At 58.9% G+C, this 15,684-nt stretch carries 17 protein-coding genes and 1 tRNA gene; 11 read left to right on the forward strand and 7 right to left on the reverse strand.

The genetic code is table 11. The annotated features are described in order from the left end of the window. On the reverse strand, positions 1-1,416 hold a 1,416-nt coding region (locus tag SHIM_RS00040), incomplete at its 3' end, for a Y-family DNA polymerase (RefSeq protein ID WP_082358193.1). Positions 1,417-1,533: 117 nt separating this feature from the next. Here SHIM_RS00040 and SHIM_RS00045 point away from each other — a divergent pair. After that, entirely contained in the window at positions 1,534-1,959 is a 426-nt protein-coding gene (locus tag SHIM_RS00045; protein ID WP_054000581.1) for a c-type cytochrome, read from the forward strand. 24 nt (positions 1,960-1,983) lie between these two features. On the opposite strand, the gene SHIM_RS00050 is transcribed toward SHIM_RS00045, so the two are convergent. Continuing rightward, positions 1,984-2,265, reverse strand: coding sequence for an I78 family peptidase inhibitor (locus SHIM_RS00050; RefSeq protein WP_054000582.1), 282 nt, complete (start codon positions 2,263-2,265; stop codon positions 1,984-1,986). 162 nt (positions 2,266-2,427) lie between these two features. Here SHIM_RS00050 and SHIM_RS00055 point away from each other — a divergent pair, with 162 nt between their 5' ends. Next, positions 2,428-3,561, forward strand: coding sequence for an S-(hydroxymethyl)glutathione dehydrogenase/class III alcohol dehydrogenase (locus SHIM_RS00055; protein WP_054000594.1), 1,134 nt, complete (start codon positions 2,428-2,430; stop codon positions 3,559-3,561). 59 nt (positions 3,562-3,620) lie between these two features. On the opposite strand, the gene SHIM_RS00060 is transcribed toward SHIM_RS00055, so the two are convergent. Together SHIM_RS00060 and SHIM_RS00065 are read right to left on the reverse strand one after the other, a co-directional pair. Then, positions 3,621-4,322 (reverse strand): vWA domain-containing protein, encoded by a 702-nt coding sequence (locus tag SHIM_RS00060; RefSeq protein WP_054000583.1) that lies wholly within the window; start codon positions 4,320-4,322, stop codon positions 3,621-3,623. A gap of 72 nt (positions 4,323-4,394) precedes the next feature. After that, positions 4,395-5,021 carry a TetR/AcrR family transcriptional regulator gene (locus SHIM_RS00065; RefSeq protein ID WP_054000584.1) on the reverse strand — a complete coding sequence of 209 codons (627 nt, stop codon included), beginning with the start codon at positions 5,019-5,021 and terminating at the stop codon, positions 4,395-4,397. Between the two features lie 197 nt (positions 5,022-5,218). Between SHIM_RS00065 and SHIM_RS00070 the strand changes: the two genes are divergently transcribed. The 6 genes from SHIM_RS00070 to SHIM_RS00095 all read left to right on the forward strand — a co-directional run bounded on the left by SHIM_RS00070 (position 5,219) and on the right by SHIM_RS00095 (position 10,106). After that, positions 5,219-6,148: an AEC family transporter gene (locus SHIM_RS00070; RefSeq protein WP_054000585.1), complete on the forward strand. Its 930-nt coding sequence runs from the start codon at positions 5,219-5,221 to the stop codon at positions 6,146-6,148. Between the two features lie 38 nt (positions 6,149-6,186). Then, positions 6,187-7,020 (forward strand): S-formylglutathione hydrolase, encoded by an 834-nt coding sequence (gene fghA / locus SHIM_RS00075; RefSeq protein WP_054000595.1) that lies wholly within the window; start codon positions 6,187-6,189, stop codon positions 7,018-7,020. A 3-nt stretch (positions 7,021-7,023) separates the two neighbouring features. Beyond that, positions 7,024-7,476 (forward strand): YaiI/YqxD family protein, encoded by a 453-nt coding sequence (locus SHIM_RS00080; RefSeq protein WP_054000586.1) that lies wholly within the window; start codon positions 7,024-7,026, stop codon positions 7,474-7,476. 80 nt (positions 7,477-7,556) lie between these two features. Next, positions 7,557-8,510: a DMT family transporter gene (locus SHIM_RS00085; RefSeq protein ID WP_054000587.1), complete on the forward strand. Its 954-nt coding sequence runs from the start codon at positions 7,557-7,559 to the stop codon at positions 8,508-8,510. A gap of 67 nt (positions 8,511-8,577) precedes the next feature. Then, complete coding sequence (locus tag SHIM_RS00090) at positions 8,578-9,201, forward strand: HAD family hydrolase (RefSeq protein WP_054000588.1); 624 nt, start codon at positions 8,578-8,580, stop codon at positions 9,199-9,201. Further along, entirely contained in the window at positions 9,198-10,106 is a 909-nt protein-coding gene (locus SHIM_RS00095; protein ID WP_054000589.1) for an ornithine cyclodeaminase family protein, read from the forward strand. The genes SHIM_RS00090 and SHIM_RS00095 overlap by 4 nt, the downstream gene beginning before the upstream one ends. 170 nt (positions 10,107-10,276) lie before the next feature. On the opposite strand, the gene SHIM_RS00100 is transcribed toward SHIM_RS00095, so the two are convergent. Continuing rightward, positions 10,277-11,509: an MFS transporter gene (locus SHIM_RS00100; protein WP_054000590.1), complete on the reverse strand. Its 1,233-nt coding sequence runs from the start codon at positions 11,507-11,509 to the stop codon at positions 10,277-10,279. Between the two features lie 146 nt (positions 11,510-11,655). On the opposite strand from SHIM_RS00100, the gene zapE reads away from it, so the two are divergent. Together zapE and SHIM_RS00110 are read left to right on the forward strand one after the other, a co-directional pair. Further along, positions 11,656-12,723 (forward strand): cell division protein ZapE, encoded by a 1,068-nt coding sequence (zapE, locus tag SHIM_RS00105; protein ID WP_054000591.1) that lies wholly within the window; start codon positions 11,656-11,658, stop codon positions 12,721-12,723. 157 nt (positions 12,724-12,880) lie between these two features. Further along, positions 12,881-13,144, forward strand: coding sequence for a hypothetical protein (locus SHIM_RS00110; protein ID WP_054000592.1), 264 nt, complete (start codon positions 12,881-12,883; stop codon positions 13,142-13,144). A 20-nt stretch (positions 13,145-13,164) separates the two neighbouring features. On the opposite strand, the gene SHIM_RS00115 is transcribed toward SHIM_RS00110, so the two are convergent. Further along, positions 13,165-13,240 (reverse strand) — tRNA-Trp (locus tag SHIM_RS00115). 194 nt (positions 13,241-13,434) lie between these two features. Here SHIM_RS00115 and SHIM_RS00120 point away from each other — a divergent pair. Then, positions 13,435-14,091, forward strand: coding sequence for a lysophospholipid acyltransferase family protein (locus SHIM_RS00120; RefSeq protein ID WP_054000596.1), 657 nt, complete (start codon positions 13,435-13,437; stop codon positions 14,089-14,091). Here the strand turns inward: SHIM_RS00120 and SHIM_RS00125 are convergent. Further along, a complete protein-coding gene (locus SHIM_RS00125; protein ID WP_054000593.1) occupies positions 14,088-15,395 on the reverse strand; it encodes a tetratricopeptide repeat protein in 1,308 nt (435 codons plus the stop codon). The genes SHIM_RS00120 and SHIM_RS00125 overlap by 4 nt on opposite strands. Between the last annotated feature and the right edge of the window lie 289 nt (positions 15,396-15,684).

The following is a 15,684-nucleotide window of genomic DNA, read 5'->3' on the forward strand; positions in this document are numbered from 1 at the left end:
CACCGGCTCGGGCCGCCACATCAACAACGGCCGTGCCACCGTCGGCGCGGGCCACTCATCCCGCCAAGGCTCCGACCACGCCGCATGCTGCATCTGGGCGGTTTTTTCGGGGATGTGGCTCGCCCCCGGATGACGGCGGGTGATCTGCTCAAGCCCGACGCGCGCCCCAATACGCCCCACCAGATCGTCAATCACATGCGCCTGTGACAGACGCTTGGTGGCCGCCTGCCGCGCCTCAAGATGCCCCGCCGTGTGACGCGCATGCAGCGGTTCCACCCGCAGCGCCTCGATGCGCAGCATGTCGATGCCAAACCCCGCGTCGATATCATCGAGCTTCATCCGCAACAAAGGCCGCAACCGGTCGGGATCATCGCTCGCCCGCGCCAGCCCGACCTCAACCCCCTGCATGGTCTGATCCGCGCGAAACACCTGCAACCGCACCACCCGCACGCCTTTGCCCTTGTCCCGCAACCGTGCGCACAGCGGCGGCAACAGCCGGTCAATCGCGGCCCAGACGTCGTCTTCCAATCCAATCGGATCGGGCAAGGTCATCCTGACGGCAAAGGTTGCCTCCACCGCCGCAGGGCTGACAGGTTCCGGCGCGCTGCCCAGCGCCTGATCCAGCCGCAGCACCAGTCCCTTGCCAAACCGTCGCGCCAGCGCCGCGCGGGGCTGGCCGGTCAAATCCCCAATCCGCCGCAGACCCAGCCTCGCCAGCTCCGCCTGTGTGTCGCCTTCAAGGCGCAAGCCCGCCACCGGCAAATCCGCCAGCACCGAATGCGCCTGACCGGGTGGCGCAATCTGGCCCACATCGGCCACGCCACTTGCCACCGGCGGCGGCGTGCCGCCCCGCGTCCAATGCCGCCGCTTGACCGCGCGCGACCGCGTTGCCGGCGCCTCCTGATCGATGTCGTCCCCGCTGCGATGCGAGGCTCCGGGCTGCGCGGCAAACCGTGCTAGGGCCCAAGCCGCGCCCAACGTATCCGCCACACCAGCCCGCACTGTCAGCCCCAGATCATTGCAATCCTGCGCCACATGCGACAACAGCCCCTGCTCTCCGCCAAACAGATGCGTGCAGCCGGTCACATCAATCACCAACCCATCAGGCGGTGCCTCCGCCACCCAGGGGCTGAACTTGCCCGCCCAGCGCCTGAGAACCTTTAGAAACGCCGCCTCGGCTTGCACATTCCTAAGCCGCGTAATCAGCTGCGGACAGACCGCCTGCGCATCGCGCAACGGCTGATCCAGCGTCAGCCCCTCGGCCTCGGCCTGCACATTCATCGAAGAAATCACCTGCATCTGGCCGGTGTCGCGCAGCACCGCCAAAGGCGCGTCAAACGTGCCTCGCTCCATCCGGAGCAGGCGTTCGGCCCCCAATCTTGGAAACCAGAGCGATAGGATACGACGGTTTGGCATAGGCAGCAGCCGGAACGGTTTCGTGATATTTGTTCACTTTATGTTCTCACATTTTTTGCTTGATTCCCAGACCCTCTTTGGGCTGCTGTAGGAGCAACCAACACCAAAGGACATTCCATGCGCCCCACACCTCTCATTGCCGCTCTGTTGATTGCCACGCCGCTGCTGGCCCATGATGGCGTCAAAGACCCACAAGTCATGGCCCGCATGGACAGCATGGCCGCCATTGGCGCAGCCACCAAAACGCTGGGCGACATGGCCAAAGGCACTACAACCCTGCATCAGGCCAAAGCCCGCATGGCGCGCGACACCATCGTCACCCAGTCCGGTAAAATCTCAATGCTCTTTGAGGCCGAGGCCACCGACCCGAAATCCGAAGCCTTGCCCAACATCTGGACCGACTGGGAAGATTTCACAGCCAAAGGCGACGCACTCAAGGCCACTGCGAACGCGCTGGACTTCACGGATCAAGCCGCGCTCGCCGCTTCTATGCGCTCGCTCGGCGGCAGCTGCGGCGCTTGTCACAAAGTCTATCGAAAATAGCGCAACGCAGGACAAGACCCATGATCACCCGCAGGTCACGGCAACGATCTTGCCGTCGGTATCGTGGATCACGTTCAAACGGTTTTCATGGAAATCCATCGTCGCGGGCGACCCGTCTTGCATCACACGCAGCATTTCCGGCACCGTTACACCTTCCAGCGCGGATTTGTCCTGGCCAATCAGAAACTCAAACGTTTCCGGCTCGCAGATCTCGCTGCCCTGGGCTTCGGCCACGTCTTCGGCCCCGAAACATCCTGCAACCGTCACCACTGACGCAACTGCCACAACCAACGTCTTAATACCCATGCCGAAAACTCCTTGAATCACATGTCTTTGTCGCAAACCAACCCGATTGCTTCGCCCCCTTGTTGAGGCGACGGCAACAGCCTGTCATCATGGTCATACAAGGTTGCAAAGCCCGCGGGTTTCAACCACGCTTTGGAAAATTCAGGGAGGATAGGCGAAATGATGCGCACCCGTGCCGCAGTGGCTCTCGAAGCCGGCAAACCATTGGAAGTTATGGAAGTGAACCTTGAAGGCCCCAAAAAGGGTGAGGTTCTGGTAGAAATCAAGGCCACGGGCCTATGTCACACCGACGAATTCACCCGCTCGGGTGCGGACCCCGAAGGGCTGTTCCCGTCCATTCTGGGCCATGAGGGCGCAGGCATTGTGATGGAAGTCGGCGAAGGCGTCACCACGCTGAAACCCGGCGATCACGTGATCCCGCTTTACACGCCGGAATGCCGCGAATGCCACGCGTGCCTGTCCGGCAAGACCAACCTCTGCACCGCGATCCGCGGCACCCAAGGTCAGGGCCTGATGCCTGACGGCACCTCGCGTTTTTCAATGCTGGATGGCACGCCGATCTATCACTACATGGGCTGTTCCACATTCGCCAACCATACCGTTCTGCCGGAAATCGCGCTGGCCAAAGTGCGCGATGACGCGCCGTTTGACAAAATCTGCTACATCGGCTGCGGCGTCACCACCGGGATCGGCGCAGTGATCAATACTGCAGGCGTTGAAATCGGCTCGACTGCGGCTGTGTTCGGCCTTGGTGGCATTGGTCTGAACGTCATTCAGGGCCTGCGCATGGCAGGTGCCGACAAGATCATCGGCGTTGATCTGAACGACGACAAAGAAGTCATGGCCCGCAAGTTTGGCATGACCGACTTTGTGAACCCGTCCAAGCTTGGTGATCAATCGGTGACCGACAAGATTGTCGAGTTGACCAAAACCGAGAAGGACACGTTCGGCGGCGTGGACTATTCGTTTGACGCCACCGGCAACGTGCAGGTCATGCGCGACGCGCTGGAATGCAGCCACCGCGGCTGGGGCGTGTCTGTCATCATCGGCGTGGCGCCTGCGGGTGCCGAAATTTCCACCCGTCCGTTCCAGCTTGTGACTGGTCGCGTCTGGAAAGGCACAGCCTTTGGCGGCGCCAAGGGCCGCACCGATGTGCCGGGCATCGTGGATTGGTACATGGACGGCAAGATCGAGATCGACGAGATGATCACCCACAAGTTGTCGCTCGATCAGATCAACGAAGGCTTTGATCTGATGCACGCCGGAAAATCCATCCGCGCTGTGGTTGAATTCTAAAGCACCTAAAGAAAAAAGACGCGCTCTCGTGAGGGCGCGTCCTTTCACACTGCGCCCCTTTAGCCAATCACTGGACAGCCCAACGTGCGTTGCAAGGCGGCCACAAGCTCGTCCACAGTCTCCGTCGTGACAAAAAGCCCCCCGGTCTGATCCGCCAAACACCGCGCAACAGATGTGGCGTCTAACGGATCCTGCTCCGGATTGTTCCACGCAAAGAAATCCACTTCGGCGCGAAATCCGATCACATGCACCACCAAATCCCGCGCCGTCGCCCGAAACTCCCGCGCAAGTTCGCAAGGACGGCCCCCGCAGGTTTCGTTGCCATCCGTGACAAGCACGACAACGCCAGCGCTGCTGCGATACTCCAATTCCTCGGCCGCCTGCCGCACAGCGTCTGTCAACGGGGTCAATCCGTCTGGCCGTAAGCCATCAACGGCCTCTATAACCGGACTGGCAGACTGCACGGTTGGAGCAAACCGCAGGGTGACATTGTCGCAAGCGCCGCGTGATCCCGGCCCATATGTCAGCAAACCCACGCGACGATGGGGCTCAATGTCCGGCATCGCCCGCCGGACCGCCTGTCGCGCTTCTACGATGCGGGTGTTCGGGCCTGTTTCGAAATTGATCTCGCCCATCGATGTGGAGCCGTCAAACACCAGCATCGCATCAACCGCGCAGGCGCCAACAGACGCGACAGGAGAACTGACGCTGAAAGCCAAGGCCGCCGCGGCCAGCATACCGGTTCCAAAAAGACGTATCATCCGCCCAGTCTGGCAGTCAGTATGACGCCTGTCCAATGATAGGTGGCGCCATCAAAATGACGTTTAGGCGATCTAGCCCGCCTTAACGCCGTACCGCGCCATGAACATCTCCACCGCGCCATCAACCACGCGGTCAATCTCTTCCTTCGAGAACTCGGTCTGCACTCCGGTCACCAGCCGCAGGAACACGCCCGCCTTGCACAGCTCCGGAAACTGGTCTGCGGCCAGTTCGCGGTCCTCAACGATGACTTCGCCCCGCGCCTCAGCGACCTCCAAGAACTCACACATCCGTTCGATCAAGATCTTTGGCCCGGTCTCGAAAAATTGCTGTCCCAACTCCGGGAACCGCTCGCCTTCGGCCACGCAGACCCGAAACATGTTGCGGCCAAACTCGCTCAGGACGATCCCGAGCAACCCACGCCCAACCACGCCAAGCACTTCGCCAATAGGCAGTTCAAAATCCACCGCAGCCTCAAGCTGTTCGGCCTGCGCCGCACATTCGACACGCGCGACCTCCATAAACAACATCCGCTTGTCAGGGAAATAGCTGTAAAGCGTTGCCTTGGACACGCCTGCGTGCCGGGCGATGTCGTCCACACCGATACTTTCAAACCCATGCGCCATGAACAAATCACGGGCGCCGTCCAGCACCTGATCATATTTCCGCCCTTTGCGGATGATGGGTGAGTTGTTGTTCATTGCGCCTAGCGTTCAGGTTGCGATATCTGAATATAAACTGGTCAGTTCAGTTTCAGCAAGCGCCGCGCCAACCCCGATGCAAAAAGGGGGCTGTCTGCCCCCCGCCGCCCTTCGGGCGCCTCCCCCCGAAGGTATTTCGGGAACAAAAAGCCGGGCTTGTGCATTTGCCATCCGCGCGCACCGTGTTAGGCAGAGGGATGCTGCCGATCTTTCTGAAGACATTGCCGTTTTTTGCCATCATCGGTCTGGGTTACTGGGCCGGGCGGACTCGGTTTTTCTCGGCTGAGGCGACCGCCTATCTGACCAAATTCGTGTTCTTTTTTGCCCTGTCCGCGATGTTGTTCCGGTTTGCCGCCAATCTCAGCCTCGCCGAGGTTCTGAACTGGCGGTTGATGGGGGGCTATCTCTGGGGCTGCGCCGTGGTCTATGGCCTCGCCACCGTCGTCGCCTTCCTGCGCAAACAGGATGTCGCCACCGCCGCCGTCGAGGGGCAATGCGCGGTGATCGGCAACGCGGGTTTCCTTGGTGTGCCGATGTTGACGCTTTTGATGGGGCCCGAGGCGATTGGGCCGGTGATGATGGTGCTCGCCGTCGATCTGATTGTGTTCTCCAGCCTCATCGTGATTTTGATCACCGGCTCTCGTGATGGCCGCATGAGCCTTGGCATCCTGCGCACTGTTGGGGGCGGCTTGATCCGCAACCCGATGATTGTGGCGATCTCACTTGGGTTTGTCTGGTCAGCCCTGGAAATTCCAATCCCGGGTCCGATGAACGAATTCCTCGCTATTCTTGGCGGCGCGGCGACGCCGGGCGCGCTGTTTGCGATTGGCGCCTCGCTTGCCACCAAATCAGCGGAACGGGTCGAGGTGGCGCTTTGGCTGACCTTCTGCAAACTGGTTTTGCACCCGCTGTTTGTCGCCATCGCCGTGTTGTGGCTGTTTCCAATCGACGCCTACTCGGCCTCGGTTGTGATCGCCGCCGCGGCCCTGCCAGTGGCCGGAAACGTCTATATGCTGGCACAGCACTACGGTGTCGCGCCGCACCGTGTCTCAGCTGCAATCCTGTTTTCCACAGCGTTCTCAATCGGCACCGTTTCGGCGGTCATTGCATGGTCCCTGCAACTCTGACATCGTGACCCGAACGCAGCCGGGTTATGGAGCACATCATGCAGATCGTATCGGAAAACCGCGCCTTTGGCGGCACACAGGGCGTGTACACCCATCAGTCCCACTCCACACATTGCGAGATGACGTTTGGCCTGTTTCTGCCTGAAGAGGCGCAACACACACCGGTGCCCGTGCTTTGGTATCTGTCGGGCCTGACCTGCACGCATGAAAACGCCATGGTCAAAGCCGGAGCGCAGCAATGGGCGTCCGAGCAAGGCATCGCGTTGGTCTTTCCCGACACATCGCCGCGTGGCGATGATGTGGCGGATGATGACGGTTATGACCTTGGCAAAGGCGCCGGGTTTTACGTGAACGCCACGCAGAAACCCTGGGTGCCGCATTACCAGATGTGGGACTACATCACCGAAGACCTGCCTTCGATGCTGCAAGAGGAATTCGCACTGGATATGTCGCGCCAATCCATCATGGGCCACTCGATGGGCGGTCATGGCGCGCTGACCATGGCGATGGGCCTGCCAGGCCGGTTCAAATCCGTCTCCGCCTTTGCACCGATCTGTAACCCGACCGCGTCGGACTGGGGCCGCAAGCAACTGTCGGCTTACTTGGGGGACTATGAGGCCGCGTGGGCACGCCACGACGCCACGCTGATGATGCAATCCGCAGGTTTTGACGGACCCGTTCTGGTGGACACCGGCACCAACGATCAGTTCATTGATCTGCTGAAACCCGAAGCGCTTGCCGCAGCCGTCGCAGAGCGCCGTCAAGAAGCCACCCTGCGTCTGCAAAAAGGCTATGACCACAGCTACTTTTTTGTTTCGACCTTCATGGAAGAGCACGTCGCCTTCCACGCCGAAGCGCTTTACGCGGACTAAGCCATGACAGCCATCTATGTCGATGCCGACGCCTGCCCGGTCAAAGCCGAGGTTGAACGCGTTGGCACCCGCCACAAAGTTCAGATCTACGTGGTTTCAAACGGCGGCTTGCGCCCGTCGCAAAATCCGTTGGTGGAAAACGTGATTGTGCCCGAAGGCCCTGACGTGGCCGACATGTGGATCGCGGACCGCGCCACCAAAGGCGACGTGGTGATCACCGGCGACATCCCCTTGGCCGCCAAATGTGTCGAGGCGGGCGCGCGGGTTCTCAAACACAACGGCGAAGCGCTGACAGCCGCCAACATCGGCAACGTTCTCGCAACCCGCGACCTGATGGCCGACCTGCGCGCCGCCGACCCGTTCCGCCAAGGTGGCGGTAAGGGCTTTACCAAAACAGACCGCTCAAGGTTTCTGGAAGCATTGGAGCGCGAACTCAGAGCGGCGGCACGGGGCTAGGCCCTGCTGCAACAAAACAAATTTCCCCCATGTCGTTTTCTCTCTAGACAGCCACCGCAAAACACCGCCCAAGTGAACACATGTTCAGCCGCATCCCTCTTGGGCCCCTTTCCGCGATCATTGCTGTGTTTTTCTTCTCGCTCAATGATGCCGCAATCAAATTCCTGTCGGGCGACTACGCCCTGCACCTGATTGTGCTGTTTCGCTCGCTGATCGGCCTTGGCATCCTGTTGATCGTCATCGTTCCATTCCAAGGCGGCTTTTCCGTTCTGCGCACCAAACGCCTCGGCATGCACCTGCTGCGCGGGCTTTGCGTGGTTGCCGCCAACACGACCTTCTTTCTCGGTCTCGCCGTTCTGCCGTTGGCCGATGCCATGGCGATCTTCTTTGTCTCGCCCCTGCTGATCACCGCCTTTTCCGCGCTGCTGTTGGGTGAACACGTCGGCCCCCGCCGTATGGCCGCCGTCAGCGCCGGTCTGATCGGCGTGTTGATCATGATCCGCCCCGGTGCTGACGAGTTCAACGTCGCCCTGCTGTTCCCCTTCGCCGCCGCGTTTGCCTACGCCATGTTGCACGTGCTGACGCGCAAAATCGGCAACACTGAAAGCGCGGCCACCATGTCGGTCTACATTCAGATCGTGTTTGTGATTGTGTCATCCATCGTTGGCCTCACGCTCGGCCATGGCGCCTACGAAGGGTCAGGCCCCGAGATCACCGACTTCCTGCTACGCGCGTGGCATTGGCCGGACTCTGGGGACTACTGGATTCTCGCCCTTCTGGGCGTGGCTTCTGCCATGGGCGGCTTCTTTATCTCCCAAGCCTACCGCATATCCGAGGCATCCATGATTGCACCGCTCGAATATATCGCCATGCCGATGGGTGTCGCCTTTGGCGTGGTGATTTTTGGCGAATGGCCCGCGCCCACCACTTGGATCGGCATGGTGCTGATCATAGGCTCAGGCCTGTTTGTGTTCTGGCGAGAAGCCCGCACAGAGATCGACACCGGCCCTGATCGGCCCCGCGCACGTCGTTAACCCTTTTCAACTCCCCCATGCGCCCCTTAGGGTAAACACAACGGGACCGAGCAGAGACAGACGAACCATGACCAATATCCAAGCCGTCGTTTTTGACATCGGCAACGTGCTGATCGAATGGCAGCCCGAAAACTTCTATGACCGCACTGTGGGCGAGGCCCGCCGCCGCGCGTTTTTTGCCGACACCGACATTCACACCCATCACGCCGAAATCGACGCAGGCGCCTCACTGCCCGCCATGATCGAAGGCCTGATCCCGCAGTATCCCGACTACGCGCGCGAATTGCGTATGTGGAACGACAACTGGAACGACCTCGCCGCACCTGCAATCCCGCATTCCGTGCGATTGCTCAACGCGCTGGCCGACAAAGACGTGACGCTCTTTACGCTCACAAATTTTGGTCATGACAACTTCCCGCTCAGCCAAGCCGTCTATCCGTTCCTCACCCGCTTTGACCGCGAATACGTCTCCGGTCGGCTCAAGATGATCAAACCCGATCCCGCGATTTACGCCCATGTCGAGGCCGACAGCGGCATCGCCCCCGACCGCCTGATCTTTGCAGATGACCGTCCAGAGAATATCGACGCCGCCGCCGCGCGCGGCTGGAAAACCCACCTGTTTGATCACCCCCAAGGCTGGGCTGACAGGCTGGTGGCCGAAGGCCTGCTGACATCGGAGGAAGCCAAATGACCACCATCATCAATTTCGCAGACGGCGAGAAAAACCTCGACTGGCTTGGACTGACCGACGCTATTGCTGCAGGCCACCAACGACCAAAGGCGGAAATTTCCGACAGCTTTCTCTATCGTGGCAAAGACACGCTGCTACAGCGTCAGGCGTGGATTGACGGGCTGGGTATCGCGGTAAAATCCGCCACCGTTTTTCCCGACAATCCGTCCCGGGATGTGCCCATGATCCACGGCGCGGTCACGCTGTTTGATGACGCCCACGGTATTCTCGCTGCTCTTCTGGATTTCCACCTCGTGACCAAATGGAAGACCGCTGGTGACAGCCTTCTGGCTGCCCGTCGTCTGGCCAGACCTGACAGCTCCAAAATCCTGATCGTCGGCGCAGGCACCGTTGGCCGCAATCTGCACGCCGCCTACTCCGCTGCCTTCCCAAACGCGCAGTTCACCGTCTGGAACCGCACGCAGGCCAATGCCGAAAAAATGGCCGCCGAAATCGACGGGCTGACTGTCGAAACGGATCTTGAAACCGCTGTGGGTGAGGCTGACATCGTGACCTCTGCCACCATGTCCACCGAACCCACTCTGCGCGGTGACTGGCTGCAACCGGGCCAACATATCGACCTGATCGGCGCCTACCGCCCTGACATGCGCGAAATCGACGATGTCGCCCTGCAACGCGCCCAGATTTTTGTCGACAGCTTCGACACAACGCTGGACCACATCGGAGAACTGAAGATCCCGCTGGGCGACGGCGTCATCACTCGTGCGGACGTCTTGGCGGATTATTACAAACTTGATGCCTTCCAGCGCTACGCAAACGACGACATCACGCTCTTCAAGAACGGCGGCGGCGCGCATCTCGACTTGATGACCAGCAGCTACATTCTGGATCAGTTTCAAAAGTAGCGCGGGAGGGCTTGCACACGGGCTGTAGTTAAAAGCCCGCAAACGCAACACCCGCCACCTTAACACGGCCCCACGGCGGAACGACACCGACGCAATACCGACGCATTACTGTCGCTTTGCAGATCGCCTTTTTGGCCTTTAACCAGCCGCTTGTCCCTGAGTCGCGCGCCTTATGCTGCCACGGCCTCGCGGCGCTCGCGAATTGGCAGATGCACAACCGCGCTGAACGCGCCCACCCCCACGCCAATCCACCAGACCATCGTATAATCGCCATGCGCGTCATACATCCGCCCGCCAAGCCAAACGCCAAGAAAGCTGCCAAGCTGATGGGAGAAAAAGACAATTCCGTAAAGCGTCGCCATGAACCGTAGCCCATAAAGATGCGCCACCAAACCGGAGGTCAAAGGCACCGTCGCCAGCCAAAGTGACCCCATCACAAGCGAGAAAACAACCACACTCATCGGCGTAATCGGCATCATAATAAACGCCGCCGCAGCTATGGTGCGACCAGTATAAACACCTGCAAGCAAATACTTTTTCTGATAGTGTTTGCCGGCCCAACCGGCCAACAGCGTGCCACCAATATTGGCCAATCCAATCAGCGAAATCGCAACTGCACCCAACGCCGATGTCGAGGTGACCCCGAGCCCGGCCAACATACTTCCCGGCGCGATTGGGCCGCACATCTCGGTGATCATCGCCGGGAAATGCGCTGTGACAAATCCAAGCTGATAGCCACAGCTAAAAAAGCCAACAAAAATAAACGTATAAGACGGGTCACGAAACGCCCGCAAAAGCGTCGCGCCCATGCTTTCTTGCACCTCAACCTTGCTGGCCGCTGGCGCCCGCATCAAAGGCAACAACGCCACCATCGCAAGGATCAGTGCCGCAAACACAAGGAAGGTTTCCTGCCAACTCAAAAAGGACAGCATCCATTGTGCCAGAGGTGGCCCGAATATCTGCCCACCAGAGCCCGCCGCCGTGGCAATCGCCAGCGACATCGACCGGTTTTCATCAGAACTGGCACGGCCCACAACCGCAAGGATCACGCCAAACCCGGTTCCCGCGATGCCAAATCCCACAAGGATCTCATAGACTTGATGCGCCTCTGGCGTCACAGCGAACGATGACAGGACCAACCCGGTTGCATAGACGACCGCCCCGAGCACGATCGCCTTTTTGTCCCCGAGTTTTTCGGAAATGGCGCCGAATATCGGCTGACCGATGCCCCACGCGAGGTTCTGTATTGCAATCGCCAGCGAGAACTCAGAGCGCAGCCAGCCAAATTCCTGCGCAATTGGGATTTGGAACACGCCAAAGCTCGACCGCACCGCAAAGCTGACCAAAACAATGATACACCCAACAATCAGAACGGGGGTAAACAACGGCGTGCGTGCCTGCATGGTCTCTCTCCTCTTCGCGCAATCTACAGTTAGGCGGCGCGCGTGGCCGCGGTCAATTCAGCATTTGTTTACCAAAGCATCACACACTCTTATCTACCGCCACTGGTGCCTTTTCCTCGCGGCGCAGTTGGGCTAAGGCCATATCTATGACCACCGTGCCCGAAATCTACGCCGCCCGCATCGCCGCCGGCGAACTGCACTACGACGCCGCTCAAGAAGCGGTTTTGCCGCAGTTTGAGCGGATTCGCTCAGAGCTGGCCAAACCGGTCAAGAAAAACTGGTTCCGCAAATCCACGTCGGATCCGATACAGGGGCTCTACTTTTGGGGTGGCGTGGGACGCGGCAAATCCATGTTGATGGATTTGTTTGTCGACAGTTTGGACGTGCCCGTGCGTCGCGTGCATTTTCACGCATTTATGCAGGAAATCCACGGCGCCATGCACGAGGCCCGAAAGCAGGGCGTTGAGGACGCCATTGCGCCCGTGGCCAAGGCGGTCGCCGACTCCGTCCGCGTGTTGGCCTTTGACGAAATGCAGATCACCGACATCACCGATGCGATGATTGTTGGCCGCCTGTTTGAGCAACTCTTCGCCGCGGGCACCGTCATCGTGACCACCTCCAACCGCGTACCGGATGACCTCTACAAACATGGCCTCAACCGCCAGCTTTTCCTCCCCTTCATCGCGCTCATCAAAGAACAGATGCGTGTCTGGGAGCTGGTCAGCCCGACGGACTACAGACAGAATCGCTTGGCAGGCTCACAGGTCTATTTTGTGCAGGCCAGCATCGAAGCACGCGACCAAATCAATGCAATATGGAACGATTTGACCGGCGGCAGTGCTGAACCTTTGGTGATCACCGTCAAGGGCCGGCAGGTCGAGATCCCCAAATTCCGCAATGGCGTGGGCCGCGCTACGTTCTATGACCTGTGTGGCAAGATGCTCGGCCCTGGTGATTACCTCGCCATCGCCGACGCTCTCAAGGTCCTAGTGCTCGAAGACATCCCTACTCTCAGCCGCAATAACTTCAACGAAGCCAAGCGCTTCGTCACTTTGATTGACGCCTTGTACGAGGCCAAAGTTCGACTGATCTGCTCTGCTGCAGCAGAGCCGGAAATGCTTTATCTCGAAGGCGAAGGCACCTTTGAGTTTGAGCGCACCGCATCTCGCTTGCGCGAAATGCAGGACGCTGATTGGGGCGCGGATAACACCTGATTTCGACACAAAAATTGCGCTTGTATCATACCCGTCGCAAAACCGTGCGTTGACGAACAAAGCCTGGTTTTCCTATCCTGGGGCCAGAGCCACGCGCTCTGCACTGCTCGGCACGACACACCATCTGCACTCGATTTTTGCAAAAAGGGGTCCCGACATGCACCCGGATCTGAAAACCCGTCGTCGTCTGTTTGTTCAGGCCAGCCAAAGCTACACCGCAGCCGATTTCGCATGGCGAAGGGCGCTTGGCCACGCTCGCACGCTGTTCCCCGGAACCGTCAGCCGTAAAATTTCCAACATTGGCGCACCCGGATCGCGCATGCGCCGGCTTTACGATGCGCGCGACAAAGCATTGCATCGTATGCAGGTCGCACACTTGAAACTCGACGTTGCGCGCACCCGTCTTGCGGATCAGCCGTAAGTCTTCAAATTTCCTGAAAATGGCAGGGGCACCAGGGTTCGAACCCGGGACCTACGGTTTTGGAGACCGTCGCTCTACCAACTGAGCTATACCCCTAATGTGCCGAATGTCCTAAGCCACCCATGCAGCATAGGCAAGAGGGAAATCGCGCAATTTGCTACGGCTCTGGCCTTGGCGAGTGGCGCGCTATATGACGAACCAAAATTGCCAACGAGAATTTCCCCGTGAGCCTGAAAACTATCAGAAAATCAATCGCCAACAATCCGCGCTTCAACAGCGCCATCGAGGGCATGTTTGCGGCTTACGTGCGATTTTCCTTTCGAACTTCGCGGTGGACCCGCACAGGTTGCGAAGAAATGGACGCCTGCGTTTCCCGTGGTGAACCTGTGATTTTTGTAGTTTGGCATCAACGCCTTATCATGGCACCTTACATGTTTAATGCACCCGAGGGCGCGAGAATTTGCGCCCTGACCTCTGCTGCACGTGCAGGGCGCCTTGCCGGACAGATCCTTGTGCGACTGGGTTGGGAAACCATTCCCATGTCGAGCCACAAGCGCCACGTCACGTTGTCTCGCGAGGTGCTCAAGCGCATCAAGCAAGGTTGCTCTGTAGGTATTGCTGCTGATGGCCCACGCGGCCCCGCACGCGTTTCCTCTACCGTGCCGATCGTCTGGAAACGCTCCTCGGGCGCACGGGTGTTCACCGTGGCCTTCGCCCAGAAACGCGTGCTTCGCTTGCCGACGTGGGACAAGCAAATGTTGCCCCTCCCTTTTACGAGAGGCGTCATTACCTGCCAGGAATGGTCGCAAGACGTGCCGCGTAAACCCAGCGAGCAGGAAGTCGAAGCCCTGCGCCTCAGCCTAGAGGCGTCACTGGACGAGATCACCGACGCCGCCGATATCAAGCTGGGCAAACCTTCGGAAAACCCGCGACCAATGGCTGGTTAGTCCTCCAACGAGGAATAGCGCACCCGCATCTTCACCGCCTGGAGATAGCGTGATGCACCCACCAGCCGTTTCAGAAAGTTGGACAGCCGTTCCACCGGAAGCTCAGCCGCTACGGCCTCATCAAACCGGGCCTCCGCCTGCGCGTACTCTTGTTCATCTATCAGAATAAGCGAGTCATAATACATTAGGTGGGGTTCAAGCGGATAAAGCGTCAAAGCCTTGTCCACAGTTTTTCTGGCCTCCAGAAAACGCTTCGAATCCAACTGGATCACCGACAGCAATTCGTGGTCATAGTAGTCCGCATCTCCCGCGGCGATCACTGTCTCCAGTTTTTTCACAGCCAAATCGGTATCTCCCGCATCTGACAGCAAATCCGCCTGCCAATAAAAGAGATATCCGTCGTAGCCCACGATCTTCTCGGCCTTTGCCAGCGTTGCGATGGCGTCCTTTGTTCGGCCAAGTGCGGATTGTGCCCGCGCGACGCGGACAAAGCCATCGCTGTCATTTGGCCTCAATTCGATCACGCGTTCTCCGTCTTTTAACGCCTGAGCGGGCCGACCCAGACTTAGCAAAATCAGCGACCTGCGCGACAGGGCTGTCGTGAAATCCGGCTTGTGTTGCAACGCGCGGTTTACAAAGGGCAAAGCCTCTTGCCATTGGTCGTCTCTCGACAACACATAGCCCGCACCATACATCGCATTGGTATCGTCAGGGTTGACTTCTAGCACCTTTTCAAAGGCTGCAACTGCGTCCGCAGAAAGCCCTTCTGCCGAAAGCAGCCAACCCTTTTGCCGCATCGCCCAGTAGTACTCCGGCGAAATGGCCAGCGCCGCATCCAGATAACCAAGCGCATCCTCAATCGGCAGTTTTCCAAGCCGATACAGGCTGCTACCCAAGCCCGCGATGGCTTGCTCCTCCGGCCGGATCTCCGCCGCTGAGCCAAAACTCTCCGCTGCGGTTTCGTAATCGTCCCGATCATACGCCATCCAGCCCAACCCTACGAGCGCCAAAGGTGACTTGGGATCTTCGGCCAACATCTCCGCAAACAGGCGCTCCGCTTCCTGCACATTGTCCAAATTATAATGTGCCCAGGCCAGCGAATCTTTCATGTCAATCCGCTGGACCGGAGTGGCACCAGTGGCCTGAAGTGCGCGGGTGCAGATTGCGATCAACCGGTCAGGCGTATCCCCATAGTTCAGGCACACGCTTTCATATGTGTCCTCGCTACTGGTCAGTAAAGGCTTGGCCAAAGCGGGCGCCGCAACAAGCAGAATCGAAAATAGTGAGAGTTTCAGAGTAATCATTCAACCATTAGCTTTATTTGTCTTCGCCACCGAAACATTACCGCAATAATTGGAAATAGAAAGTCACCTATTCGCGCTCAGAATACACGCACAATTCTTCTTTCCCAAACGCAAAAGGGGCCGCCAAATGGCAGCCCCTTCCGTAAGTCTATAAAAGACTGATTACTCGCTTTCGGAACATCCGCGCGCTAGGCGCGGATACCCTGTCGCAGTAACAGCGCTACGCGCTATTACTCAACAATTTTGGACACAACGCCGGAACCAACAGTGCGGCCGCCTTCGCGGATCG

Origin of the sequence: Shimia sp. SK013 (genome assembly GCF_001292625.1) — a bacterium.
Lineage (GTDB): Bacteria > Pseudomonadota > Alphaproteobacteria > Rhodobacterales > Rhodobacteraceae > Shimia.

What these genes read in the sequence shown, in the direction of transcription:
- SHIM_RS00045 (WP_054000581.1), top strand. Translation starts at nt 1,534, where the DNA reads ATGCGCCCCACACCTCTCATTGCCGCTCTGTTGATTGCCACGCCGCTG.
- SHIM_RS00050 (WP_054000582.1), bottom strand. Translation starts at nt 2,265, where the DNA reads ATGGGTATTAAGACGTTGGTTGTGGCAGTTGCGTCAGTGGTGACGGTT.
- SHIM_RS00055 (WP_054000594.1), top strand. Translation starts at nt 2,428, where the DNA reads ATGCGCACCCGTGCCGCAGTGGCTCTCGAAGCCGGCAAACCATTGGAA.
- SHIM_RS00060 (WP_054000583.1), bottom strand. Translation starts at nt 4,322, where the DNA reads ATGATACGTCTTTTTGGAACCGGTATGCTGGCCGCGGCGGCCTTGGCT.
- SHIM_RS00065 (WP_054000584.1), bottom strand. Translation starts at nt 5,021, where the DNA reads ATGAACAACAACTCACCCATCATCCGCAAAGGGCGGAAATATGATCAG.
- SHIM_RS00070 (WP_054000585.1), top strand. Translation starts at nt 5,219, where the DNA reads ATGCTGCCGATCTTTCTGAAGACATTGCCGTTTTTTGCCATCATCGGT.
- fghA (WP_054000595.1), top strand. Translation starts at nt 6,187, where the DNA reads ATGCAGATCGTATCGGAAAACCGCGCCTTTGGCGGCACACAGGGCGTG.
- SHIM_RS00080 (WP_054000586.1), top strand. Translation starts at nt 7,024, where the DNA reads ATGACAGCCATCTATGTCGATGCCGACGCCTGCCCGGTCAAAGCCGAG.
- SHIM_RS00085 (WP_054000587.1), top strand. Translation starts at nt 7,557, where the DNA reads ATGTTCAGCCGCATCCCTCTTGGGCCCCTTTCCGCGATCATTGCTGTG.
- SHIM_RS00090 (WP_054000588.1), top strand. Translation starts at nt 8,578, where the DNA reads ATGACCAATATCCAAGCCGTCGTTTTTGACATCGGCAACGTGCTGATC.
- SHIM_RS00095 (WP_054000589.1), top strand. Translation starts at nt 9,198, where the DNA reads ATGACCACCATCATCAATTTCGCAGACGGCGAGAAAAACCTCGACTGG.
- SHIM_RS00100 (WP_054000590.1), bottom strand. Translation starts at nt 11,509, where the DNA reads ATGCAGGCACGCACGCCGTTGTTTACCCCCGTTCTGATTGTTGGGTGT.
- zapE (WP_054000591.1), top strand. Translation starts at nt 11,656, where the DNA reads ATGACCACCGTGCCCGAAATCTACGCCGCCCGCATCGCCGCCGGCGAA.
- SHIM_RS00110 (WP_054000592.1), top strand. Translation starts at nt 12,881, where the DNA reads ATGCACCCGGATCTGAAAACCCGTCGTCGTCTGTTTGTTCAGGCCAGC.
- SHIM_RS00120 (WP_054000596.1), top strand. Translation starts at nt 13,435, where the DNA reads ATGTTTGCGGCTTACGTGCGATTTTCCTTTCGAACTTCGCGGTGGACC.
- SHIM_RS00125 (WP_054000593.1), bottom strand. Translation starts at nt 15,395, where the DNA reads ATGATTACTCTGAAACTCTCACTATTTTCGATTCTGCTTGTTGCGGCG.